The organism is Neopusillimonas aromaticivorans, assembly GCF_030344915.1.
Classification (GTDB): domain Bacteria; phylum Pseudomonadota; class Gammaproteobacteria; order Burkholderiales; family Burkholderiaceae_B; genus Neopusillimonas; species Neopusillimonas aromaticivorans.
Window position 1 is genome coordinate 2,775,744 of the sequence record NZ_CP128233.1, and the last position, 23,898, is coordinate 2,799,641.

General features: G+C 54.2%; 15 protein-coding genes, 1 other RNA gene and 5 pseudogenes. 9 read left to right on the top strand and 12 right to left on the bottom strand.

Annotated features, from left to right (window positions below; translation table 11 throughout):
- Window positions 1–141 precede the first annotated feature (141 nt).
- The 3 genes and pseudogenes from N7E01_RS19070 to N7E01_RS15365 all read right to left on the bottom strand — a co-directional run bounded on the left by N7E01_RS19070 (window position 142) and on the right by N7E01_RS15365 (window position 3,854).
- A pseudogene (locus N7E01_RS19070) lies at window positions 142–1,414 on the bottom strand (McrC family protein).
- Between the two features lie 8 nt (window positions 1,415–1,422).
- Window positions 1,423–2,025, bottom strand: a complete 603-nt coding sequence (locus N7E01_RS15360) for a 5-methylcytosine-specific restriction endonuclease subunit McrB (protein ID WP_289173507.1) — start codon at window positions 2,023–2,025, stop codon at window positions 1,423–1,425.
- Window positions 2,022–3,854: a DUF8426 domain-containing protein gene (locus N7E01_RS15365; RefSeq protein ID WP_289173508.1), complete on the bottom strand. Its 1,833-nt coding sequence runs from the start codon at window positions 3,852–3,854 to the stop codon at window positions 2,022–2,024. The genes N7E01_RS15360 and N7E01_RS15365 overlap by 4 nt, the downstream gene beginning before the upstream one ends.
- A gap of 287 nt (window positions 3,855–4,141) precedes the next feature.
- Between N7E01_RS15365 and N7E01_RS15370 the strand changes: the two genes are divergently transcribed.
- Window positions 4,142–4,429: a helix-turn-helix domain-containing protein gene (locus N7E01_RS15370; RefSeq protein ID WP_350495043.1), complete on the top strand. Its 288-nt coding sequence runs from the start codon at window positions 4,142–4,144 to the stop codon at window positions 4,427–4,429.
- A 177-nt stretch (window positions 4,430–4,606) separates the two neighbouring features.
- On the opposite strand, the pseudogene N7E01_RS15375 reads toward N7E01_RS15370, so the two are convergent.
- The 5 genes and pseudogenes from N7E01_RS15375 to N7E01_RS19085 form a co-directional block, all read right to left on the bottom strand.
- Window positions 4,607–8,020, bottom strand: a pseudogene (locus N7E01_RS15375) (DEAD/DEAH box helicase family protein).
- Between the two features lie 17 nt (window positions 8,021–8,037).
- Window positions 8,038–8,526: a restriction endonuclease subunit S gene (locus N7E01_RS15380; RefSeq protein ID WP_289173510.1), complete on the bottom strand. Its 489-nt coding sequence runs from the start codon at window positions 8,524–8,526 to the stop codon at window positions 8,038–8,040.
- Between the two features lie 132 nt (window positions 8,527–8,658).
- Window positions 8,659–8,919, bottom strand: a pseudogene (locus N7E01_RS15385) (hypothetical protein); the annotation flags it as partial.
- On the bottom strand, window positions 8,832–9,953 hold the full coding sequence (locus tag N7E01_RS15390) for a type I restriction-modification system subunit M (RefSeq protein WP_289173511.1): 1,122 nt from the start codon (window positions 9,951–9,953) through the stop codon (window positions 8,832–8,834). The gene N7E01_RS15390 and the pseudogene N7E01_RS15385, both read right to left, overlap by 88 nt.
- A 262-nt stretch (window positions 9,954–10,215) precedes the next feature.
- Window positions 10,216–10,467, bottom strand: coding sequence for a DUF6471 domain-containing protein (locus N7E01_RS19085; RefSeq protein WP_350494878.1), 252 nt, complete (start codon window positions 10,465–10,467; stop codon window positions 10,216–10,218).
- 137 nt (window positions 10,468–10,604) lie between these two features.
- Between N7E01_RS19085 and N7E01_RS15395 the strand changes: the two genes are divergently transcribed.
- From N7E01_RS15395 to N7E01_RS15415, 5 genes are all read left to right on the top strand, one after another.
- Complete coding sequence (locus N7E01_RS15395; RefSeq protein WP_289173512.1) at window positions 10,605–11,474, top strand: PDDEXK family nuclease; 870 nt, start codon at window positions 10,605–10,607, stop codon at window positions 11,472–11,474.
- A 22-nt stretch (window positions 11,475–11,496) separates the two neighbouring features.
- The gene (locus N7E01_RS15400; protein ID WP_289173513.1) at window positions 11,497–12,885 is read left to right on the top strand and encodes an integrase catalytic domain-containing protein; all 1,389 of its coding nucleotides are present in this window, start codon (window positions 11,497–11,499) and stop codon (window positions 12,883–12,885) included.
- A gap of 64 nt (window positions 12,886–12,949) precedes the next feature.
- On the top strand, window positions 12,950–13,222 hold the full coding sequence (locus N7E01_RS15405) for a hypothetical protein (protein WP_289173514.1): 273 nt from the start codon (window positions 12,950–12,952) through the stop codon (window positions 13,220–13,222).
- Between the two features lie 151 nt (window positions 13,223–13,373).
- Complete coding sequence (locus N7E01_RS15410) at window positions 13,374–14,378, top strand: TniB family NTP-binding protein (protein ID WP_289173515.1); 1,005 nt, start codon at window positions 13,374–13,376, stop codon at window positions 14,376–14,378.
- Window positions 14,375–15,781 carry a TniQ family protein gene (locus tag N7E01_RS15415; RefSeq protein WP_289173516.1) on the top strand — a complete coding sequence of 469 codons (1,407 nt, stop codon included), beginning with the start codon at window positions 14,375–14,377 and terminating at the stop codon, window positions 15,779–15,781. Before N7E01_RS15410 ends, N7E01_RS15415 begins: the two co-directional genes overlap by 4 nt.
- 222 nt (window positions 15,782–16,003) lie before the next feature.
- Here the strand turns inward: N7E01_RS15415 and ssrA are convergent.
- The 4 genes and pseudogenes from ssrA to ompA all read right to left on the bottom strand — a co-directional run bounded on the left by ssrA (window position 16,004) and on the right by ompA (window position 18,641).
- Window positions 16,004–16,369, bottom strand: a transfer-messenger RNA (tmRNA) gene (gene ssrA / locus N7E01_RS15420).
- A gap of 232 nt (window positions 16,370–16,601) precedes the next feature.
- Window positions 16,602–17,258: a phosphoglycolate phosphatase gene (gph, locus tag N7E01_RS15425; RefSeq protein ID WP_289173517.1), complete on the bottom strand. Its 657-nt coding sequence runs from the start codon at window positions 17,256–17,258 to the stop codon at window positions 16,602–16,604.
- 3 nt (window positions 17,259–17,261) lie between these two features.
- Window positions 17,262–17,991: pseudogene (ubiG, locus tag N7E01_RS15430) on the bottom strand (bifunctional 2-polyprenyl-6-hydroxyphenol methylase/3-demethylubiquinol 3-O-methyltransferase UbiG).
- 68 nt (window positions 17,992–18,059) lie between these two features.
- A complete protein-coding gene (ompA, locus tag N7E01_RS15435) occupies window positions 18,060–18,641 on the bottom strand; it encodes an outer membrane protein OmpA (RefSeq protein WP_289173518.1) in 582 nt (193 codons plus the stop codon).
- A gap of 330 nt (window positions 18,642–18,971) precedes the next feature.
- Here ompA and gyrA point away from each other — a divergent pair.
- The 3 genes and pseudogenes from gyrA to pheA all read left to right on the top strand — a co-directional run bounded on the left by gyrA (window position 18,972) and on the right by pheA (window position 23,886).
- A pseudogene (gene gyrA, locus N7E01_RS15440) lies at window positions 18,972–21,684 on the top strand (DNA gyrase subunit A).
- The gene (serC, locus tag N7E01_RS15445; RefSeq protein ID WP_289173519.1) at window positions 21,681–22,808 is read left to right on the top strand and encodes a 3-phosphoserine/phosphohydroxythreonine transaminase; all 1,128 of its coding nucleotides are present in this window, start codon (window positions 21,681–21,683) and stop codon (window positions 22,806–22,808) included. Before gyrA ends, serC begins: the two are co-directional and overlap by 4 nt.
- Entirely contained in the window at window positions 22,801–23,886 is a 1,086-nt protein-coding gene (gene pheA / locus N7E01_RS15450; RefSeq protein ID WP_289173520.1) for a prephenate dehydratase, read from the top strand. The genes serC and pheA overlap by 8 nt, the downstream gene beginning before the upstream one ends.
- Window positions 23,887–23,898 lie beyond the last annotated feature (12 nt).

A 23,898-nucleotide genomic window follows, 5' to 3' on the forward strand; every position in this document is an offset into this window, starting at 1 on the left:
CGAGATATTTCGAATGGCCCATCATTGACCAAAGTATCGCCCTCTGCCAAGCGCCACATGCGGAATCCGCCTTCCGCTCCATCCTTACCAACCATGAATACTCGTCCATAGGTATCCGCACATATGAAGGTTGGCTTCACTTTATTTGGCGGGCTTCTGCAGAAACTCCAGTAATTCATCCGTCACCAGACCATCCGTATCTAAATCGAACGGCACTGCATCCAGCCGCAAACTCCCCGGCAACTGAAAATACGGTAAAGCCTTGTTGAACCCAGCCCAGCTGGGGTACACCAACAGCAAACGCCCGCTTCCTTTCAAATACGTGCTGCCGTACGCCAACATCTGGTACATGTCACGCTCCGAAATACCGTAGCTTCTACTGCGGTTCGCAGCATCCAGTCGCTTCCACTTCGTGTCCAGCACCCAGGTGGTTTGTTTTTCTTCGCTGTGGAGCAGTATGTCTGGCCTCAACTGAAACATCGATTCGCCAGCGTGATGCGCTAGTGAATGATGGCGCGCCTGCGTCCGAAGGCTATAGTCATCGGATAATTGCTTGTGCAGCCACCGAGCGACATAGTTCTCAAACAGTTTCTCCATGGGAAAAAGCAAGCTCAGGCCCTGGGTCTGCCCCATTAGCGCCAAAGGCATGTTCTCGCCTAACACCAACGCACACCACGGGCGAATGTCTTTGTAGCGGGCCATCAGACGGCCAGCCCCCAAGCCCGCCAATCCTGAACTGGATTGCAGCTTTGGGGAATTTCTACCAAACGATGCGCTAATTCATTGGCTAATCGCCAAGTCTCTGGCGAAACAGTGGCCCGGCGCACCCGCTCCAGCGCCAGGCGAAGCAAACGGTTGGCCGCTTGGTCCGGTGAAAACACATCGTACCGGATATGGAACAAGTGCGCCTTGGTAGGCGATTGGCGCATCTGCACTGTGGTATTGAGTTGCCCACGCAAAAAGGAAGCTCTTCCTCGACCCTGACGTAATCCGAGCGAATGCCTTGCTGTATCAGGTGATGCAAGCACTTTACAAACTGCGCCATCACCCATTCGGTGAGTGGCACTTGAAAGCTCTCCAACGTAGCTGCTTCCGCCTCTTTGGCAGGCAAATCCAGCAACGCCAACACCATCTTACGCAGCAACCGGCGGCTCTCCGCAAAATCGGCTACATCAGAATAGGTCTTAGGCAAAATTTCCAAAGTGGTGCCACACGGGGTTTGAATCACACCGACCAAGCTGGTCAATCGCAGCCAAGTCTGGCCCTCAAGCTCCAAAAGACTGGCACCACCTGGGGCTATTCGGCTTTGCAGCTCGCACAGCCAGTTGAACGCCGAGGTCGACACCTGCGCCACGTCCAACGACGGCTCACACCATCCGGTGGTCAGGCGGGCATATTCCCGCACCGTAATCATCTCTGCTCTCAGCCTGCCTGCACGTTTACAATCTCAGAGTCTGCCGATGACGCAGATTCTTGCGCAGGCGCAGTATCTGGCGCTTGGCTTTGCTCCTTTAATGGCACTACCTGGGCAATCCTTGCAAAACTGGCCAGCGACGTAAAGGCCTTGGTGTTGATACGCCAGCGTTTACGCCCTCGTGGCAACTGCTCCACATTGCCAAACAGAGCGTCCAAAGACGTACCGTGCTCCTGCACAAAGCGTTGCGCAGTGGGTTTGCGATGGTCATTGAGAACCAGTGCGATACGTTCCCAATCGTCAAAAAAATATTCTTGTAGCAACGGTAAGATTTGCTGGTGGAATATCTGCGCTAGCCGCTCCAAGGTTGGCTCGCTCTGTAAGGGCATGAAGTACGCATGTCCTATCTGATGTTCGCGGTCCAGCAGCACTTCAATGCGCTCATTCATGACCGCCAGCATCTGCCGCACATCTACATTGATACCCGCATCAGTCTCGTCCTTTACTACAACCCCATCCAATGCTGTTAGGTCTGGCAGCAGTTCCTGAAAGGAAAAACGGCGGCGCAAGGCTACATCCAGCCCCGCCAATGAGCGGTCCGTCGTATTCATCGTGCCAATGATGTAAACATTACTGGGCACGGTGAAAGACTGCTTGAGTACGGCAAGGTGATAGAGAGCGCCTCTGATGCTCCTGCACGCTTGGACGGTTCAATCAACGTAATCAACTCACCAAAGATGCGCGATACATTGCCGCGGTTAATTTCATCGATGACCAGAACGTAAGGCAGTGAGGCATTCGCAGCCTGAGTTGGGCGACTACTCAATTCAAAGCCCTTTGCCTGTAATGCCTCCTGCAATCGCGGCCAAGTAATACGGTGTAGCTCATACATCGTCTGCTGCACCAGCGCTTTATTACCGTTGAGTTCCTTGACCGAAAACGAGATGTTCTTGAGCAACCAGCGCACAGGCCGCACATGTACGAAATCCTTGCGCACAGCATCCGGCATGGAATTATCGTGGCGATAGTCCCCAGTCACCACTCCCACCGCGCTGATGGAGCTATTGCTCGCAAAGCACAGCACGATATCGCCAATCTGCGCCCCTTTAGCGAACGCCCAAAGCGCATTTTTGTTGTGATGGCTGAAGGCGGGATTATTCTGATACTCTTCGGTCGCTAAATCACCTGCATTGGGCCAGCCCACGCGCATCTCATCGTGGGCAAAACAGTAGTCGCGGGTGTTGGAGGCGCCGTTGATTTCACCAATTGACACCTTCCAGACAGACGCACCATCTCGTACGCCCAGCTCCGCATCCTGCTCGCGATTCTGCAGCGCAGCATCACATAGTTGTGCAAAAATGCCCTTTTCGATGACAAAGCGGGGCTGGCCGCCATCGTCACCATCATCTACCGACGCGCGAATACCTTCCACAAAATCCTCGTAGCTGAAGCTCTGGTGAAAGGTCGTAAAGCGAATCCGCTCCTGCTCCACCAGTTCATCAAAACGCTGCTTGAGCTTTTGCCTTTGTGCGGCTAGGCTCAGTCCGGTATCGGCCTGAACTTGCGCTATCAATTGCGGTTCCACAATCTCCAGCGCTTTAGTTACCACGGAATAAGTTTTTCCAGTGCCTGGTGGACCAAAAAGAATCTGATTGAGGACGGGTGTAGTCGATTTTGAGAGCATTATATTTAGCGGAATGGAATCTTCGGGGGTATCGTCCTCAGCAACTGACGTATCGCGAGGTGCTAGACCAAGCGCCTTGCTATACAAGCCCTTGGCAAATCCACTGCGCGTCAACCTAGGAATCTGCTCTTTGGCCCTCTGAAAAAAAGTCTCAAGGAGCTTCATCAACTGCACCACCTTGTCAGGAGGTGGCAAGGCTCCTGTATAGCCTAACTTATCTAAAAAGTTCTTAATATGGTCAGGCGAACTGATGGGAATGAAATCTTCAGGGTGATAGCAAACCAGCAAACGCAAGCGTCTCGCCCTTCCCGGCATGGCCAATACTGGTCGCCCCATTCGTTCCTGAAGCTTTTGCTTGTCATCCAACCACGCCAAGTCATCTTGCACATTGCATTGCGCTATGCACGCATGCACTTGAAGAACATATGCCAAGGCATCATGGTCAGACAGTTGGGCTAAGTCATGGGTCTTGTAGAGCTGTCCATTGCCCTCCCAGTAAATCATATGACCGCGAGAGGTTCCTGGCATATATCGGCCCAGTACCTTTTCCAACCCACGCTCAATCCACCAGCAAAATGACTCGCGGCTGCCCTTACCAACGCAGTATTGGTCAAGCGTCAGCGTTTCAAGCGTTTGTGCAGGGAACTGGGTAATGAACTTCTGATAGTCTGCGTGCGATTGGGGAGAGATATATGCCTCCTCTCCCATGCCTTGCAAATGAACTAGCAGTTTTGAAAAATTGTCATTATTACTCACACATCCCCCAAAATTCCTTAGCCCCTTGGAATCTAAAGATTATAAATTTTGCGCTCGGAACTCGGCTCAATCATCAACGCACTTCATGCAGAAACAAAGCAAAATATGGCACTACCCGTAAGCGAATGAATCTACGCGGGAAATTTTCGCTTCTCGACACCGCCGGAAAATTTTCTGCTTCTAGGCCGACAGACGGTAAGATGAAGAGTCCGCCACGCATCATACCCGAGGTCCCACATCATCCCACGAGGCCGTTCATGCATCCACTACTTGAAAGCTTGGTCACCATGCGAAAGTCCCGCCACCTGACTCAGAACGAACTTGCAACACTTACGGCACTGAGTCGAACTGCCATCCAGCAAGCTGAGTCGGGGAAAGCAGACCCGCGTTTGTCCACACTGCTCGAACTGGCGAGAGCTTTGGACATGGACATCATGTTTGTTCCTAAAGCCCTTCGCCAAGAGCTTGAGTGGTTTATCCAAGCCGAAGGGAAATGTCTGGGCCACCCGCCAGGTATCAACGCGCCTCTCTCTATCGTTGACGAAATCATATGCGGGAACAACGACAGACGATAACCAGAGCAATAGGCTTCCAAGCTTTGAAAGATGCCTATGGATTTCACCGTTATACCGCAAGAGGACAATGATACCGGCCTGGTAGAACGCGGTATGACGAAGGGGAATGAGGTCAATGTTTTATTTTTCGGTTTTTTTCTTGGGCTGGCCTGCCATCGCCGAGGGTAAGCATCCCGCCTATGCTGCCTGCACTGTCTTATTGATATCCGTCAGCACCTTCACAATTCTTTGTACTTGCTCAGGCTTGAATATGCCCAGCGGACCCTGCGCATGTAGATTTGTGTAGGGGGATTCAAATAGTCGCGATGGCTCCATCATCCCGTTCTGCACAAGCTCCAGCACAATAAGGTTAATGAATTCAATCTGGTTAGCCGTCGCTGTTCCACCCTTGATAAACTCACTGAAGGCCTCCATGGCTGCCTCACGGTCTAAGCCGACCAAAGAGCGAATGAATGCACCAAGCCCATGGCTCTTATCTGACGCTTCCTTAATTAGTTCGGGTGAGCCGCCGGCTTGTTTGAGCATGACCTCAAATTCAACCAGGTCACCTGGCGTCAGCGGCAGGTTTCGTTTCAGACGCTGTAATGCCAAGTGAGATTCGTGCTGGCGCAGGAACTGGCGCGCTTTTTCCTTGAACTTTGCCATGTTCAACCCTGCAGTCACCTGTGGCAGGTCAATCGTTTCGCTGTCGCCGATTTCGTCCTCAAAATCGGTGTACACCACTTTTTTGACCCTTTGGAATCAGCTTGACTAGTCGACGCAGTCTGCGGCGTGCCATTTCTAGCATGGGAACAGTAATGTCTTGCCACCATTCGTCGCTTGCCACTGCCTGAATGAACTCAATTTCGGCTTTGATGGCTGGAATCGAAGACTGTTCTTCCAAGGCTCCAGCGATGGTCTGAATTTTCTCTTGCAAACCGGAAAACCCGGGTAGGGCGCGGAGTATGGCTAATTCGGTACGTAGCACAAGCATGTCAAAGCGCTTGGCTTCTTCGTCGTCATCTATAGCAGCGCTAGGCAAGCCAGCCACTTCATTCTGTAGCTCGTGAAAGTCATCGGTTGAAAGAGATTCCCATGCGTCGTTTTGAGCGAATTTTTCGACATGACGTCGATGCGGTCGCACGATGAAGTTGTCGATATTCATGCCCTGCACACTTTCATGCAGGTGTTCAATAAAGTCTCTGCGTACTTGCTGTATGGCATTGACATACTCTGGCAGAGCCATATCACCCAGTATGTTGTCCTGAACAGCAGTATCAGGCCGCTCACCGATTTCCTGAATAATTTCAAGCCGAGCTTTAAAAGCCTTGTGCTCAGGGGTTCTGCCATCGAACCCTCTGCTCCTTCTGGGTTCTGGCTGAAGAACTCCAAGTTTTGGCAGAAGTCAAATATGAAGAAACTTTGTTTGTCCTGGCCTGGGCCGTAAAGGTCTTTACATAATCGGGTACCGCGTCCCAGCATTTGCCAGAATTTTGTCTTGGACCGTACTGCTTTGAAAAATACGAGATTGACGACTTCCGGAACGTCGATGCCGGTATCGAGCATGTCCACCGAGATGGCGATATGCGGCATGTTCTCCTTCGATGAAAATGCATCAATGAGGCTTTGTGCGTATTCGGTCTTGTAAGTTATTACCCGAGCAAAATGCCCCATGTAATGGGGGTAGTTGGCATTAAAGCGTTGGGCAATAAAGTCAGCGTGGTCATTGTTCTTTGCAAAGATGATGGTTCTGCCCAGGCGGTCGCCGCCGGCCACCTTCTGGCCTTTCTGCATCAGGGTCGCCAGCACCTTGTCGACGGTATCCACATTGAACAGCCATTTGTTCATTGCCTCGGCATTGACCTCGTCGGGAATGCTACCGTCTTCATCCCACTCCAGTTCGTCCCATGCTTCCTTTTCCTCGTCGGACAGGTCATCGTAGCGGATACCCTCACGTTGAAAGCGCAGTGGAACCGAAATTGCAACTGGAGGCACCAGATGGCCATCGGCCACGGCTTCGTCCAGCCCATAGGCGTCTGTCGGAACACCGTCTTCAAGTTCGAATAGACTGTAGGTGTTATGGTCGACCTCATCCTTCGGAGTGGCCGTCAGCCCGACTAATAAGGAATCAAAGTAATTGAAGATGGCACGGTATTTCTGATAGACCGAGCGGTGCGCCTCATCAATCACTATCAGGTCAAAATGGCCGACGCCAAAGCGGCGTTGCCCGTCACGTGCCTCATCAATCAATCCCATCATTGTGGGATAGGTCGACACAAAAACGCGTCCTTCCGTGTCCTTGTCCGTCACCAGATTGACGGGCGCCGCATCCGGCAGATGCGTCTTGAATGCGTTTACGGCCTGGTTGACCAGCGCCACGCGGTCTGCCAGAAACAATATACGTTTTACCCAATTGCTGCGCATCAAGACATCAGCTAAGGCAATCACCGTACGTGTTTTGCCGGAACCCGTCGCCATGACAAGCAAGGCTTTGCGCTGCTTATCCTGCTCGAAGGCTTCACCTACTCGGCGCACTGCCCGGGTCTGGTAATAGCGCTCGATGATACTGGTATCGACAATTGCTTCAGAAAGGGGCTTGCGCATGCGCCGGCGCTGGACGGTCAGTTCCAGTTCGTCCTTCTTGTAAAAGCCCTGAACCTCTCGTGGCGGATAGGCTTTGTCATCCCACAGCCAATGCTCATATCCGTTGGAATAGAAGATGACGGGGCGCTGGCCGTAGGCTTTCTCCAGGCAATCCGCATACAGCTTGGCCTGCTGCTGACCTTCCATAGGGCTGCGTGTCGTGCGCTTGGCCTCAATTAGCGCCAATGGCTTGCCGTCATTACCCCACAGCACATAGTCCACATAGCCCACTCCTTGGTTGTTCGGCATGCCTTGGACTTCAACCTCGAAGTTCCGCTCTGGGGTTAAATCCCAACCGGCTTCCTTGAGCAGCAGGTCGATATAGGCCTTGCGGGTCTGGGCCTCGGAATAGTCATGGGTATCCGGTACTGCCTGGTTGGCTTGCTTCGCCTTGGCGACTTCGGCCTGGAGCTGCTTTAGCTCAGCATCGAGTGCCGATTTGTCCTGCAACGCCTGCTTGAGCCTGTTGTCCTTTTCCTCTAGCGATTGCTGGAGCTTTTGCAGCTGCTCAGCAGATTGGGGTGCGGCAGTAAGAGTCTCCGATGCGGGAATCAGCGACAGTGAGAACTTCAAATCCGGCGCTGGACGGTGACGTTGACCGTAGGTTCTGGCTACCCAGAAGCAGAAATGAAAGAGCTCACGAGTGGCGTTGACGGCATCGGAAGGAGCAATTTTCTTTGTGCCATGGACTGCCAAATTGCCCAGGTCCTTGATGAGTCGCGCCTTCGTGTACAGAGCGCTGCCAACTAGGTTGCGAAAGGTGGGCTCGTTGATAAAGGCGGAGAGATTGTCCTGATATGGAGCCTTCAGGGTGTCGTCATGGGCGAATATCCATGCGACGGCGATTTCTAGAGCGCGACGTGCATAAAAGCACGTCGTGCGCGGGTCGGCATTCACCATCCTCTCGGCTTTGCTGGCGGACTCATGGACCAGTGACCATTCAGGTTGAAGGAAGGTGAAGTTGCTCATTCATTTACCTCAAAATGTCAGAATGAATCTCGCAGTTCTGAGAATTCTTTGTCAAAATTTAATTCTGCCAAAGTCAGTTGTTTTTTTAGGGACTCAATGTTAAGTCTCGCTTGTACAACCTTATCTACAATCCGCTTTTGTTCATCAATGCTTGGTGGAACGGGAATTCTCAGTTTTCCGAGGCGGACATCGTTTAAAGACACATTTGCCGAGCCACGCATTAAAGGGACGAGTAGCTCATCCTTGTGCGCAAAAAGGTAGTGATAGACATATGGAACATATATATCTACATTTTTCTTTTTCATCATTACAACTGTGATTGTTGCCGCCGAGAATTTTCCGGATACGTAATGAATTCGTTTTATAGATGCGTGACCATGGCCCGTCGCTGATACCGTTGGAACGCAAATGGCCTCCCCATCAAATGTCCATTCGGTATGCCTCTTTGGTTCTTCTGAGGTGGTAACGCATACATAGTCGCCGCCGACTGCCTGTGATGCTCCCACGGTGCCTCTGTGAAGGTCAAAAAGCTCTGATAACGGACGAAGGGGATAGTTGGATGGATACTCGTAGCCACTCAAGTAAACGCGGTCGCATAGGTCATAGTCATTCGCTACGATTTCTTCTCGGCTAACAAACCTATGCTTCCCTTTTTGTTGCTTGTAATCCCCCTCATGGCGCTTCTTCCATAGTTCTAATAAGCTAGGTAATTCGCTACCCTCTCTGATACTTTTTACCGCGTCGTTGTTGTAGCCATCATTTTCCAGCCGATAAAACCAAACTGAATCCGTCTGCCCTGACCTTCCAAAAATCAGAATGGCGGTTGCAACACTTGCGTAGGGTTTAAAACCCAGTGCGGTAGTGTAATAACTCCTTCTAATCGGTTTTCTTCGAGCAATTTTTTCCTTAAGGTTCTATGCGCGGCACTGTCGGACTCAATAACGCCCGAGGGTACAATCACTGCGGCACGACCACCGGGCTTTAAAAGTCGCAAGAACAGGGCCATGAAGAGCAGTTCGGTTTTTCGTGTGCGAACAATTGAGAGCAAGTCTCTCGCTGTATTTTCATAATCAAGCGAGCCGGAAAATGGCGGATTTGCAAGAATGAGAGAGTACTTCTCCTCATCTCCAGCGTGCTCCTGGGCGAGGGAGTCCTTGTAGCGGATGTCCGGCTCTTCGACGCCGTGTAGGGCCATGTTCATGCTGCCTATGCGGAGCATTGTGTTGTCGAAGTCGTAGCCGTGGAACATGCTGCGGTGGAAATGCTCCCGTGCCGTGACATCGTTGAAGAGGTCTGCATGCGTCTCGCGCAAGTATTCGCTAGCTGCCACTAGAAAGCCGCAGGTGCCGCTAGCAGGGTCGCAGATGACATCTTTGGGTGTAGGCGCAATGAGCTCCACCATCAGCTTAATGATGTGGCGAGGTGTTCGGAACTGTCCGTTTTGGCCGGCAGAGGCAATCTTGCCCAACATGTACTCGTACAGGTCGCCCTTCGTATCCCGGTCATCCATGGGGACGCTACTCAGCATGTCAACGACCTTGGCCAGTAGACCGGGCGTTGGGATGGTAAACCGGGCATCCTTCATGTGCTGGCTATACGTGGAGCCGTCAGTGCCTTTGTTACGAATGAAGGGGAACACATGTTCGGCCACGACCTCATACATCTCGGCAGGGGAAAAATGCTTGAATCGTGACCAGCGCATATCGTCGTAACAGCGCCCCTTGTCATCCTTCCCCTTGGGAAAGACTCGGTTCTGCATCGGCGTGCCCAAAACGTTGGCCTTGTTTTCTTCCAGCGTATGGGCGTCATCCAGGCGACGAATAAAGAGCAGATACGTCAGCTGTTCCATGACCTCCATGGGATTGGATATACCCCCAGACCAGAAGGCATCCCAGATAGCGTTGATTTGATTGCGAAGTTCGCCTGTAAGCATAGTTCCTGCGTATTAAATTGTTGCATTATTGGTCGATTGTAGTAGCCATTTCCCCGAGTGGCTGATTTCGTTCAGACCACTTGACATTGCTGCTGCCCATTGCCCAAGCGTCCAGTCGTAGTAAGGTCGCAAATGTCAGTTCAATCTGACCCCAAGACTGTTCCTTGCCTGAGGCTCGTGCCGAGCACCCCGGATGGTTCCCCTTTTTATGAAAGGGTATGAAATCATTGGGGGGCAGGGGATGTCTAAAGTAAGTAGTTACCTAAAGCGCGTTAATCACGTCTTTAAGGGCCAGGTAGTAAGCGGCCGAAAATGTGCCTGCGTTCAGTTTCGCGGACAGTCCTTTGGGCGTCTCACGAATGCCCATTCGTCCCAGCGCGTGGGCGACTGTTTTCTGCGATACATTTTTTCCCGCCAGGAGCACTCGAAGCTCTCGGCTCACAGCCTCCTCGTATCTTGCCAGTCCTGGCGAACCCTCTTTGTACGATTCCGTCATTGTCGTGTCCATGAGCATTGTTTGCTCAATCTAAACCGATTAAAAATACATTATTCCAATAATAATAAGAAAAAACCTTCTTTTATAGGTTTTAAGTGCTCTGCTCTGATTTCCTTACCTATACGCCTTCAGAACCAACTTTATGAGGTGTGTAGGTGTTAGAAAATCAACAACTGGAAGAGTTATTCAATCGATTGGGTACCCCGGAACCGGGGCGTCGACTTGTTTCGAAAGCACGGGACCAAGCTCCCGTTCGAGATGTACGCTCCACCGGGAGAAATGTCATTACGCTGCTGGCAAGTCGTAAGATGCAGCGCGAAATCGCTACCGAAAGCCGTCAGGCCGAGTACGCGGCAGCACTTGAGCATGAGGTTAATCCGGAAGTGCTGGAGTACTACCCGCAGCCTTGCACTCTGCAGCTCGAACTCATCGACCCGAGCACGGCCGAAGTTTTCCCTATCGACCACACTCCCGACTTCCTAGTCATCCGACCCACCCGGATTGAGCTACAGGAATGGAAGACGGAAGACAAACTTATGCATCTGGCCCGTCGCCAGCCCTGGCGCTATGAAAAGCAGGGGTCTCAGTGGCGCAGTCCTCAAATCGAAGCGTATTTGGCAAAGTTCGGTTTGGTCTATGAAATACATAGCAATGCCGAAATTCATCCCAACCGCACCAAGAACTGGGAGGTACTAGAGGATTATCTGCACGTTGGCGCTCCAGCGTGTTCATCGGTAACCGTGCATCGATTGCGAGACGCTCTTGCTGACCACGGCCGCCTAAGCCTGCGTGACCTGCAAGGGCCGGGATTCGATTTTCTGCCCGATGAATTAAACCAAGCAATCGTCGCGGGGCATCTCGCGTGCGACCTAAGCTCCGAGCTGTTGAGCCGTCCGGATAGTTTCATGGTCTATCGGGATGCCGCTCTGATGTCCTTCTTCGCGGAAGGGCTGGCAACCCCAGCGGCCGAGCTCAGTCCCTCGTTTGCCTTGAGTCTCGCACACTGGCGTTCGCTTTCGCTATGAAGGCCAGACTCTGGAGGTCTCTTTGCTGAGTGAGTACAAGGTGGTTTGCAGGACGGTGGAGAACGAAGGGACGGTGACGCTGGCTAAGGAATGGTTGCTCAACGCTATCTCATCGGGCCAACTGGTTCAATTGGCGGGTGCCCAGCGAGATGGCTTGGACCTGCATCCACTGGTGCACTACCCGGGGTCAGCTCTCAAGCTTGCTCAGCAGCGTGCACAAGTTCTAGATATGCCTTACGACCGGCTCACGGCCCCGCTTTCGCGGCGCACGTACTATCGGCTCCAAGCTCAGCAGGCCAGTGCCGTGCGCGATGGAGGCCATGAAATTCTGGCCCTGGCTCCTCGCCATGTCGACAAAGGCAACCGTACCCAGCGATTGTCGGCGGAACAATTGGCAGCCATGGAACAGATTCGGCAATCGTTCTATGAGACACCACGGGCACCCAACGGCAAGGCAGCCTTTCGCGAGCTGCAGGCCTATTGTGAGCAAAAAGCAGTTGTGTGCCCAAGCTACCCAACGTTTCTGAACCACCTAAAAAGCGTTGAGGACGAAGCCACGCGCAAGGTTCGGTACGGCAAGCGCATTGCCTATCAGAATCAGCAGCTCTACTACACGTTGGCGTATGAGACCCCGCGTCACGGTGTCCGCCCCTTCGAGTGCGCGCATATTGACCATACGCAGCTTGATATCGAGTTGAAATGCCGACGCACAGGGCTGTCACTAGGGCGGCCGTGGCTCTCGATGGTGGTTGATGCGTTTTCCCGCCGTGTGATGGCCCTGCATCTTGGATTTCAAGCGCCCGACCGCTCGGTAGTCTTGATGACGCTGCGGGCGTTCGTGAAGCGGTGGAACAGGTTGCCACAGATGTTGATGACCGACAATGGCAAAGACCTCATTGCACAAGACGTGAAGCATTTCCTGACCAGCATGGGCGTGCATTTCCGGTTGCGGCCGGCGGGCCAGCCCCGAGTCGGGGCGGTCATGGAGCGGCTGTTCGGCACGCTAAACACGCAATTGCTGCATAACCTCGAGGGCAATACTGAGCTGACCAAGAACGTGCGGATGCTCTCCGGGACGCATCTGCCCAAGCGACTGGCGAACTGGAACCTTGAGAACTTGTACGTCGTGATGGAGCATTGGGCGTTCGAATTCTATGACCAGCAAAGGCACCCGGCGCTGGACATATCGCCACGTGAGGCATTCCATCGGGCCTTACGCGAAACCGGTGAGCGGCCTCATAGGGCGATTGCTTTCAATCAGGATTTCATCATAGCGACCTGTCCATCGGTGGACCGGGGCGGTGAGCGGACAGTTGACCGTCAGCGCGGAGTGAAGGTTCACAATTTCTACTACCAGTCCCCGCATTTTGACAGCGTGCTGCTTGCAAAAGAAGTTTCCGGTGCGCTATGACCCGTATGACGTTTCCCGTGTTTTTGTTCAACTGCCCAATAGGCAGTGGATTGAGGCACGTAGCATGCAGCTACAGCACCTGCCGCGAGTCAATGTCAGACAACTTCAAGCCATCAGCGCAGAGTATCTGAAAGTACATTCGGGCCGTATTCATGGCCGACACGACACGATTGCCGGTTCGCAGTTGCTGGAGTTTATCGCGACGATGTCGCCCGATGCAGAGGTGTTCCGACATGCTCAGATGCTGGGTGAGACCGAATTGCTCCACGAAAAACTTGGGCTGCTGAACGAGAACCAGGCAGTCGGTCGCCCGAAGGTTTTGGGCTTGAGCCTTTGAAGCATTTCGCGTTGGCGCATTCCAGTGGGCAGGCATTTACCCGCGAGTCAGGCAAACCTTCACAGCCTGGGCGAAATAGTGGTAGTCAGCGCATAAGAGACGCCGGTCAGGCGGCCGCAGGCGACGGATTTGAATATGGAGATTTGGACTAATGAAAAAGACGACACAGCAAGAAGCGTCACTGACCGCAGTGCACGCGCTTATGAGTAAACGCATCAATCATCCACGCATCGGCGAGGTCATCGCCGAAATAGAGGCCCTGGAGGCGATGGGCCAAGGCCATATCCTGATGGTGACTGGCCCCACAGGCGTGGGCAAGACCACACTCGCGCAATCGCTGTACGCCCGTATGTTGAAACGCTACCAGGCAGACATGACGCTGGACCCGGGGCTTATCCCCGTTTTGCGTATCGAAGCGCGGGCCACCTCAGAAGCAGAATTCAACTGGAAGTTGTTCTATTCCGACATTTTGGAACAGCTCGAGGGGCCTACAGGTACTCCTGCCGGTGTTGAGTACGGGGTTGACCCAAAAACGAACCGAGTCTACCGCCCGCTTGGGCGTAGCAAGAACACGGCTGCAGGCCTGCGAAAGAAAGTTGAAGAGGCACTGCGTGCCCGTGGCGTAAAGGTCTTTATGATTGACGAAGGAGGGCACCTGACCAATGTGTCAGAGACCAGGATGAAGCGTCAGACCGATGCACTGAAAAGCCTGTCAAACTGCGCCGGCTGTCAAATCATCTTGTTCGGCTCCTACGACATCCTTGGGGTTAGCCGTTTGTCGGGGCAACTGGCCCGTCGCATCAAGGAAATTCATTTTTCGCGATACCGCATCGACTGCCCGGACGATTGCATAGCCTTTGAAGGCTTTCTGCAACGGCTGGAGCATGACGCTCAAGGTTATTTCAATGGTTTGTTGCTGGAAAACGCCCAACTGCTGCAAATGAACACGCTAGGCTGCATTGGAACCCTGATGGACCTAATTCGAGGTTTCATCTCCCGAGCCCAGAACTACGGCGGCATTTCCCAGGAATTGCTCGAGAAAAGCTTGCTCACACAGGGCCAACATGCCGTCATTCTGGAGGAGATTCGTTTGGGTGAGGAGCGCTTTGCGGGTGAGCAATTCCGGTTGCCGGGTACCAGGAGGCGTGCAGCATGAACAGCATCTCTTCCCAGGCACCTGCAAGCAGACCAGACCTTACTGCACCCGTACCCCGGTCCACCTTGCATGCTTTACCGCCGATAGGGCTCGGAACCTCAGAGGTCGAAAGTCTGACGAGCTATTTTTGCCGTCTCGCGAACAGCCATGCTTGCACAACGAACGATTTGGCTAAGTTCATCATTGAACGCATTGAGCCAGGCCGATGGGAAACGCATCAGGGCACGCCAGGAAAAAGTCGTTTTGTCTGGTATCAGCGCTCGATTTCCGGTCTCGGAGACAGCGCCTTGAGTTGGGTAGGCATGTTGAGCGCGCTGACGGGTGTGACTACCTTGCAGCAACTGACCTTGCTGCCGCTTCAGGGCTGCGTCGCTGCCAAGGGTCTCATGGCGACGCAGGCCCGTTGGTGCCCACATTGCTTAGCGGATGACCAGCGCGAAGGGCGACAACCGTACTTTCGGCTGGCCTGGGATATCGGTCTGAACAGAGTTTGCGCCCGGCATCGCACCGCATTGGTCGCCCGCTGCCCACATTGCAGCGAATCTAACGTCCGTCATGCAGCCAACTTCGTTGTGCCGGGGTGGTGCACCGCTTGTGGATGTTTTATGGGGAGCACTATCCCAGAGGGGCCAACTGCTCATCCAACCGCAGAGCAGAAACTGGAAGTCGAGCAGGCAGCGCACATCGGCCACCTTTTGGCCGCGATGTCGGCATCTCCCGAGGCCGGACCGGCCCTTGCGCTTGACATCGAATCCTTTCATCAAGGGGTTGAGCGGCTTATTGGTGACATGGATGGTGGCGTTGCGGCCCACTTCGCCAGACGGCTGGGAGTTAGGAAATCCACTGTTCATTACTGGCGGACAGGTCGCACACCGCTCACCTTGGGCGCGCTTCTTCGCGTGGCTATGCATTGTGGTGTTTCACTGCCAAGCCTGCTGCAAGGCAAACTCTCGGATTGGTGCCCACCATCAACAACCCAGCAGCTGGCTTTGCAACTGGACTATCCTTCGTCCAATCCGTACCGTCCAAAACGCCAGCACGATTGGGGCGCCATTCGCAAGAAACTTCGGGATGAGCTGAACCAGGTTGAGCCTCGCAGTGTGACGGAGCTTGCAAAAGCTTTGGATATCGATGTGCGTCATTTGTACATTCAAGCTACGGCAGAGGCGCGGGCTTTGGGGGAGCGTTACGTCCAACATCTGCACCGCAGGGCCTTACTCTCCCAGGCAGCCTTTCACGCAGAGCTCCTGAGGGCATGTGACGTGCTGCATGAAAGTGGTGAGAGCATCACTGTTGAGGAAGTGGCGAAATTGGTCGAGCCAAGGACGCTGAACTCAACTCGCCATCTTTACACCGTCTTGTCCAGCTTGGCCGGGCAGGCTGCCAACGACGTTGCTATGTAGATATCGCAGGCCGTCTAACTTGAAGTCGGCAGTTCTAACAACTACAGAAAAAATAGGGTGCTACCTTTTCGGGTAGCACCCTTTTTCATTTAAAGCCGGAAGTAATTACCACATTTTTTGAATAAAGCATAATGTGGCACTTCGTGAAATAAAGCATAAGATGGCAATAGTGCCAACTTATGCTTAACCCCACAGGTTTTTAAGGTTTTACCCTAGATGTCTTGGTGGAGTCGGGGGAATTGAACCCCCGTCCGCAAGCCCTCTGCAGGCAGTTCTACATGCTTAGTCAACCAACTTTAAAGTTTTAACCTCGAGCCATGCCGGTTAACAGGCCATCTCTTGGCGATTCACATCAATTTAGGCGTTGGCTGAGTGACCCAACCAAAACCGATTCTTTGTAAGTGACGCTGCTGTAGGTTTTACCCTACCTGACCCAAAGACAAATCAGTGCAGCGGCTTACCGCATTAAGCGGCTAAAGCGAAACGCTCGTCGTTGGCGTTTATAGTTTTCCAGTGGATTTACGAGCTTACTGGTGCTCGGCATGCCCTACTCTGTTTCGCGACCCACGTCGAAGCCGGATCGACCCCATTAAGTGGATTTTAACCCACTATGCTGTATAAGAGGGCCAATATGACGTAAAGTTCCCGCAAAACTGAAATTATTTACACAGATGTCTGAAAAGCGCGGTTTAACGACTGCGGGGCAGTCCGACGACTTCACGATAATTAACCTTTGCAGACGTAAAGCGCCAGGCGATGCCGCGTAATCTTTCTGACCAGACTCACAGGTCTGAAACCAGACTTGCCCCGAAGCCTGGTGTCAGACCAGCCGCACAATATGGTCAAATAATTCGTCAACCTGATGGGCAACGGCATCGGCCTGCCACGATGCGGCGTGGGCGGGCTCGCAATACCCGTAGGCGGCTGCGATAGTGGGCATACCGGCGGCTTTTCCGGCCAGGATGTCACGTTCGTCATCGCCGATATAGATGCACTGATCTGGTAAAAACCCTGTTTTTTCTGCCGCATAAAAGAGCGGGGCAGGGTGGGGCTTGGGGTGGCCTGCGGTGTCACCCCCGACCGTGATGGCGCATTCATCATCAAGCCCCAGAAAGCGCACAATGGGCAGCGCGAGATATTCGACTTTGTTGGTGACGATACCCCAGCGGAAGCCTTGGGTTTTAAGCGCTTGCAGCAATTCGGGGACACCGGGAAAAAGCCGGGTCAGCACGGTAAGGTGCTCGGCATAATCGGCCAGAAATTGCTGGCGATGTACTTCGTAGTCGGGGTGGTCGGGTTCGATGCCCAGGCTCGCGCGCAGGAAGCCGCGCGCACCCTGTGACGTTACACCGCGCAAGGCTTCAAAGGGCAGGGGCGGTAAACCCTGGCGTTCGCGCAGCCGGTTGGCTGCAACCGCCATGTCGGGGGCCGTATCGGCCAGTGTGCCATCAAAATCAAAAAGTACCAGTTTCGACATGTCTTACAGGGCCTTCTTCTGGGTGGCCATCAGGTAATTGACCGAGGTGTCTTTCGAGAGCGAGTAAAGATCGGTGATGGGGTTGTAACCCATGCCCGCCATTTCCATGACGGTCAGACCCGATTGGCGAACGGCCCGTGACAGTTCGCTGGGCTTGATGAATTTTTCGTAGCTGTGTGTGCCGCGTGGCAGCAGGCGCAACACGTATTCGGCCCCGACAATGGCGAACAGAAACGACTTGGGGTTGCGGTTGAGGGTAGAGAAAAACACCCAGCCCCCGGCTTTACCATCTGGCTGCAGGCCTGCACAATGGATGCCGGATCCGGGACGTGTTCCAGCATTTCCATGCAGGTGACGACATCGAACTGCCCGGGTTGCCGTGCGGCAAAGTCTTCTGCACTGATCGCCTGGTAGTCAACCGGAACGCCCGATTCAAGGCTATGCAACCGGGCGACAGTCAATGATTTTTCGGCCAGGTCGATACCGGTCACCGTGGCGCCGGCCACGGCCATGCTTTCGGCCAGAATGCCGCCACCACAGCCGACATCAATGACACGTTTGCCGGTTAGCGGGCCTGTCATTTGCTGGATCCAGCCCAGCCGCAGCGGGTTGATCGCATGCAGGGTTTGAATTCGCTTTCGGGGTCCCACCAGCGTGAGGCCAGCGCACTGAACTTGTCGATTTCGGCCTGACTGACGTTTGGGTTGCCCGAGGATGAGGAGGTCGTGTTCATGCTGTTGCCCGGAAAATAAAAAGGGTGCCCGAAGGCACCCTTTATTGTACGTCGTTTGCAGTAATGAATTACTTGCGTGTACCGACGATTTCGATCTCTACGCGACGGTTTTGTGCGCGGCCTTCACGAGTTTTGTTGCTGGCGACAGGGTTGCTTTCGCCTTTGCCTTCAGCGTAGATGCGGTTGGCATCGATGCCTTTGCTGACCAGGTAAGCCTTGACAGCGTTGGCACGGCGCTGTGACAGACCCAAGTTGTACTGTTCAGTACCGATGGAGTCTGTGTGGCCGACAGCAATAACGGTTTCGAGGTTCAGCGACTGAGCCTGGGCAGCAACCTGGTCAAGGACCTGGCGACCAGCGGGCTTGATGGTGGACTTGTCGAAATCGAAGAATGTGTCTGCGTTCAGAACAACTTTAGCTGCGGAGGGAGTGCCTACGGGAGCTTGTTGAGCAACAGGTACACCGTCACAGCCGGGCAGGCCGGTAGCAGGTGTCCAGAAGTTGTTGCGCCAGCACAGTTCGTTGGTGCCGTTCATGACAGCGCCACCGTAAGGTGTTTGCCAGTTGTCGATGGTTTGCGCAGAAGCTGCACCGGATGCCGAAAGGGCAGCAATAGCAAAGGCTAATGCGAATTTAGAGGGTTTATTCATGTTTCTCCTCGTTGAGCTTAATGCTGGTAAGTGACCGCAGCGAACCTCCGCCGCATTATTGAAAAACGTAACCAGTATAGCAATTCAGTGTTTCTGTTTAAAGAATTGCTCTGGAAATCATGCGTGATAGGCCGAATCTTACGGTATTTTCGTGCGGTTCGTTATGCCAGACTCGCATGCGGGGCCTAGATGTCAGTAATTCTACCGCAAGTTTTGCAATATTGTTGGTTTTCGGCAACGGGCTCGGGCAGGGGTGGGAAGTGCTAGAATTTCCCATTCGCCCGTAGTCGGTCACCTTCACGATCATACCTTTCAAGAATATAGAACCCTATGGATTCCTTCGCCAAGGAAACTCTTCCGATATCCCTCGAAGAAGAGATGCGCCGCAGTTATCTGGACTACGCCATGAGCGTCATCGTAGGTCGGGCGCTGCCCGATGTCCGTGACGGGCTCAAGCCGGTTCACCGGCGCGTGTTGTTTGCGATGCACGAGCTCAACAACGACTGGAACCGTGCTTACAAGAAGTCGGCGCGTATCGTCGGTGACGTCATCGGTAAATATCACCCGCACGGTGACTCTGCGGTCTACGACACCATTGTTCGCATGGCGCAAGATTTCTCGTTGCGCTACACCCTTGTTGATGGTCAGGGTAACTTCGGTTCGGTTGACGGTGACAGTGCTGCGGCCATGCGTTACACCGAGATTCGTCTGTCGAAAATTGCCCACGAATTGCTGGCTGATATTGACCAGGAAACGGTCGATTTCGGCCCCAACTATGACGGCAGTGAACAAGAGCCGTTGTTGTTGCCCTCGCGCTTGCCCAATCTGCTGGTCAACGGCAGTTCGGGTATTGCGGTGGGTATGGCAACCAATATTCCGCCGCACAACTTGTCTGAGGTAGTTGATGGCTGTCTGTATTGCCTTCGCAACCCCGATTGCACGGTCGATGAGCTTATCGAACTGATTCCGGCCCCTGATTTTCCGACGGGTGGCATTATCTACGGGTTGTCGGGTGTGCGTGAGGGCTATCGGACGGGTCGTGGTCGTGTGGTCATGCGGGCCAAAACCCATTTTGAAGACCTTGAGCGTGGTAACCGCCAGGCCATTATTGTTGATGCCATTCCCTATCAGGTCAACAAGAAATCGCTGCAAGAGCGCATCGCTGAGCTGGTTAACGAAAAGAAAATCGAAGGCATTTCCGATATTCGCGACGAGTCCGACAAAGACGGTATGCGTCTGGTCATCGAGCTCAAGCGCGGCGAAGTCCCCGAAGTCGTACTGAATAATCTGTACAAGCATACCCAGCTGCAAGATACGTTCGGCATGAACTTTGTGGCGCTGGTCGATGGCCAGCCGCGTTTGCTCAATCTCAAGCAGCTGGTCGAGTATTTCCTGTTTCATCGCCGTGAAGTCGTCACGCGTCGCACGGTATTCCAGTTGCGCAAGGCGCGCGAGCGGGGCACGTGCTTGAAGGCCTGGCGGTGGCGCTGGCTAATATTGACGAATTTATCGCTATTATCAAGGCGGCGCCTACACCCCCGGTGGCGCGTCAGGAACTGATGGCACGTTCGTGGGATTCTTCCTTGGTGCGTGAAATGCTGGCGCGTGCTGACCAGGGTGATACTCCGGGTGGGCGTGCTGCTTACCGACCCGAGGCCTTGCCCGAAGTGTTTGGCCTGCAGAATGATGGTTTGTATCGCCTTAGCGATACCCAGGCGCAAGAGATCCTGAACATGCGTCTGCAGCGCCTGACAGGTCTTGAGCAAGACAAGATCGTCAATGAGTACAAAGACATCATGGACACGATCGCCGATTTGCTCGACATTCTGGCGCGTCCTGAACGCATCACGCAAATCATTTCTGACGAACTGGTGGCCATTCGCAACGAGTTCAGCGTTGGCGCCAAAGACTCACGTTTGTCCGAGATCGAGCGTAACGCGACTGAACTGGATACCGAAGACCTGATCACGCCCATGGATATGGTGGTCACGCTGTCGCAAACCGGTTATATAAAAAGCCAGCCTTTGTCAGAGTATCGGGCGCAAAAGCGCGGGGGCCGGGGCAAGCAGGCAACCGCCATGAAAGAAAACGACTGGGTCGACCAGTTGTTCATTGCCAATACGCACGATTACCTGTTGTGCTTCTCTGACCATGGCCGCGTCTATTGGCTGAAAGTCTGGGAAGTTCCGCAGGGTTCGCGTAACTCGCGTGGTCGCCCCATCGTGAACATGTTCCCGCTGGTTGATGGCGAGAAAATCACGGTGGTACTGGCCGTCAAAGAATTCAGCGATGACCATTACGTGTTCATGGCGACGTCACGCGGTACGGTCAAGAAAACACCGTTGTCCGATTTCTCCAACCCCGCAAGGCCGGCATTATTGCCGTAGCACTCGACGAAGGTGACTTCCTGATCGGTGCCGATCTTACCGATGGCAAGCACGACATCATGCTGTTCTCTGATGCCGGCAAGGCCGTGCGTTTCGACGAGAATGATGTCCGGCCCATGGGTCGTACCGCACGCGGTGTGCGTGGCATGATGCTGGAAGAGGGTCAGTCAGTCATTTCGCTCATTGTGGCGGGTGACGAGTCTCAAAGCGTACTGACAGCCACTGAAAACGGCTACGGCAAGCGTACATCCATTATTGAATATACCCGCCATGGTCGCGGCACCAAGGGCATGATTGCCATCCAGACCAGTACACGTAATGGCAAGGTGGTTGGCGCGGTGCTGGTGAATCCGGCGGATGAAATCATGCTGATTACCTCGGCCGGTGTTCTGGTGCGCACCCGCGTTTCCGAAATTCGTGAAATGGGTCGTGCCACACAAGGCGTCACCCTCATCAATATTGATGAAGACAGTTACCTTTCGGGCGTTCGTCGTGTTGTTGAAAGTGATGCCGATGATGAAGAGGGTGATGACGCCGGTGCCGATGGTTCAGACCCTGATGCATCGGGTGATGGGGTTGTTGGCGATGGGGTCACTGATGCCGACGCCGGGGTTGATAATGATACTGACACAGACAAGGGCGAGTCACACGAATGAGGCCATGGAATTTTTCGGCAGGCCCGTCGGCCATGCCGTTGCAGGTGCTAGAACACGCTGCCGCTGAAATGACCGATTGGCAGGGCAGTGGCATGTCGGTCATGGAGATGAGCCATCGCGGCAAAGAGTTCATGAAAATCCGCGATGAGGCCGAGGCCGATTTGCGTACACTGCTGGCGATTCCCGACGATTACGCCGTCTTGTTCATGCAGGGCGGGGCAACTGGCGAAAATGCCATTTTGCCCATGAACCTTATCGGCCGGAAGGGTTCCGGGAAGGCCGATTATGTTGTTTCAGGCAGTTGGTCTGACAAGTCGGCCAAAGAAGCGCGTCGCTACGGTGATGCGGCTGTTGCCGCCACCAGCGCTGGCGAAACGGTGATTGATGGCGTGGTGCAGCCGCCGCTCACCTGGTTTCCTGCGCCCGAGCAGTGGCAGTTGCGGTCTGACGCGGCGTATGTGCATCTGTGCAGCAATGAAACCATTGGCGGGGTCGAGTTTGTGCAGTGGCCCGACCTGGCGGCGCTGGGCGCACCCGGTGTGCCTCTGGTGGTTGACGCCTCGTCGCACATCCTGTCGCGTCCGATTGATTTTTCAAAAGCTGCGGTGGTGTATGCCGGCGCCCAGAAGAACGCGGGTCCGGCCGGCGTTACCCTGGTGATCATCCGGCGTGATCTGGTCGGCCATGCGTTGCCCATTTGTCCGTCGGCGTTTGACTTCACCAATGTGCTGGCCAACGATTCCATGTACAACACACCGCCCACCTACGCCATTTACATCGCTGGGCTGGTATTCAAGTGGTTGTTGGGTAAAGGCGGGGTCGCGGCTATCGAGCAAGAGAACATTCGCAAAGCCAGTGCACTGTATGACTACATCGATGCCTCGGGTTTCTATCAGAACCGGGTGCATCCTTCGGTACGCTCACGCATGAATGTGCCGTTCTTCCTGGCCAACGAATCCTTGAATGCAACCTTTCTTGCCCAGGCCGATGCTGCGGGCTTGTTGCAGTTGAAGGGGCATAAAAGTGTCGGTGGCATGCGGGCATCCATCTACAATGCCATGCCCTTTGATGGGGTTCAGGCCCTGATCACATTTATGAAGGAATTTGAGCGCCGTCATGGATAACCGCTTGCAAAGTCAGCTTCAACCCTTGCGGGAAGAAATCGATCGTATCGATCAGGAGATCCTGTCGCTGCTCAATCGCCGTGCCCAGACCGCCCAGCAGGTTGGCAAGGTCAAGGAAGCCTTTGACGCCGGTGGGCCGGTGCTCAAACCCGAGCGTGAGGCCAGCCTGATCCGGCACTTGCAGGGCGTCAATAGTGGTCCGTTCACCAATCAGGGCATTGAGTCCGTCTGGCGCGAAATCATCTCGGCCTGTCGCGGTCTTGAAAGCACCCTGACGGTGGCCTATCTGGGGCCTGCGGGCTCGTTTTCCGAGCAAGCTGCCCTTGAACAGTTCGGGCATGCCATTTTCAAGCTGCCGTGCGCTTCTTTCGATGAGGTCTTTCGCGCCGTCGAGGCCGGGCAGGCCAATGTGGGTATGGTGCCCGTTGAAAACTCTACCGAAGGGTCGGTTAACCGTACCCTTGATCTGCTGCTGAACTCGCCGCTGAAGTTGCTGGGCGAGCGCTCGCTGGGTATTCAGCATTGCATCATGACCCAGTCCGGGACGCTTGACGGGGTGACGCGCGTCATGGCCCATCCGCAGGCCTTGGCCCAGTGCCGGGGCTGGCTGACGCAGCATTACCCGCATCTGGCACGAGATGCCGCCTCCAGTAATGCCGAAGCAGCGCGCATTGCAGCGCAAGACCCGACCGTGGCGGCGATTGCCGGTGCGGTGGCCGCAGAAGCGTGGGGGTTGAACGTGGTGGTGTCCGGCATTCAGGATGATCCGCAGAACCGTACGCGCTTTCTTGCCGTAGGGACTCAAGATACCTTGCCGTCCGGGCAAGACAAGACCAGTCTTATTCTGGCGGTGCCCAATCGTGCAGGTGCCGTTTATGACATGCTGGCGCCTATGGCCGAGAATGGGGTGTCCATGTCGCGCCTCGAGTCGCGCCCGGCACGAACGGGTCAGTGGGAATACTATTTCTATGTCGATCTGATGGGGCATCAGTCCGAGCCGGCGGTCCAGGCGACCTTGGCTGCCCTCAAGCAGCGTGCGGCCTTTTTCAAGGTGCTGGGCTCGTACCCGGTTCAATAAGCAGGGTGCTAC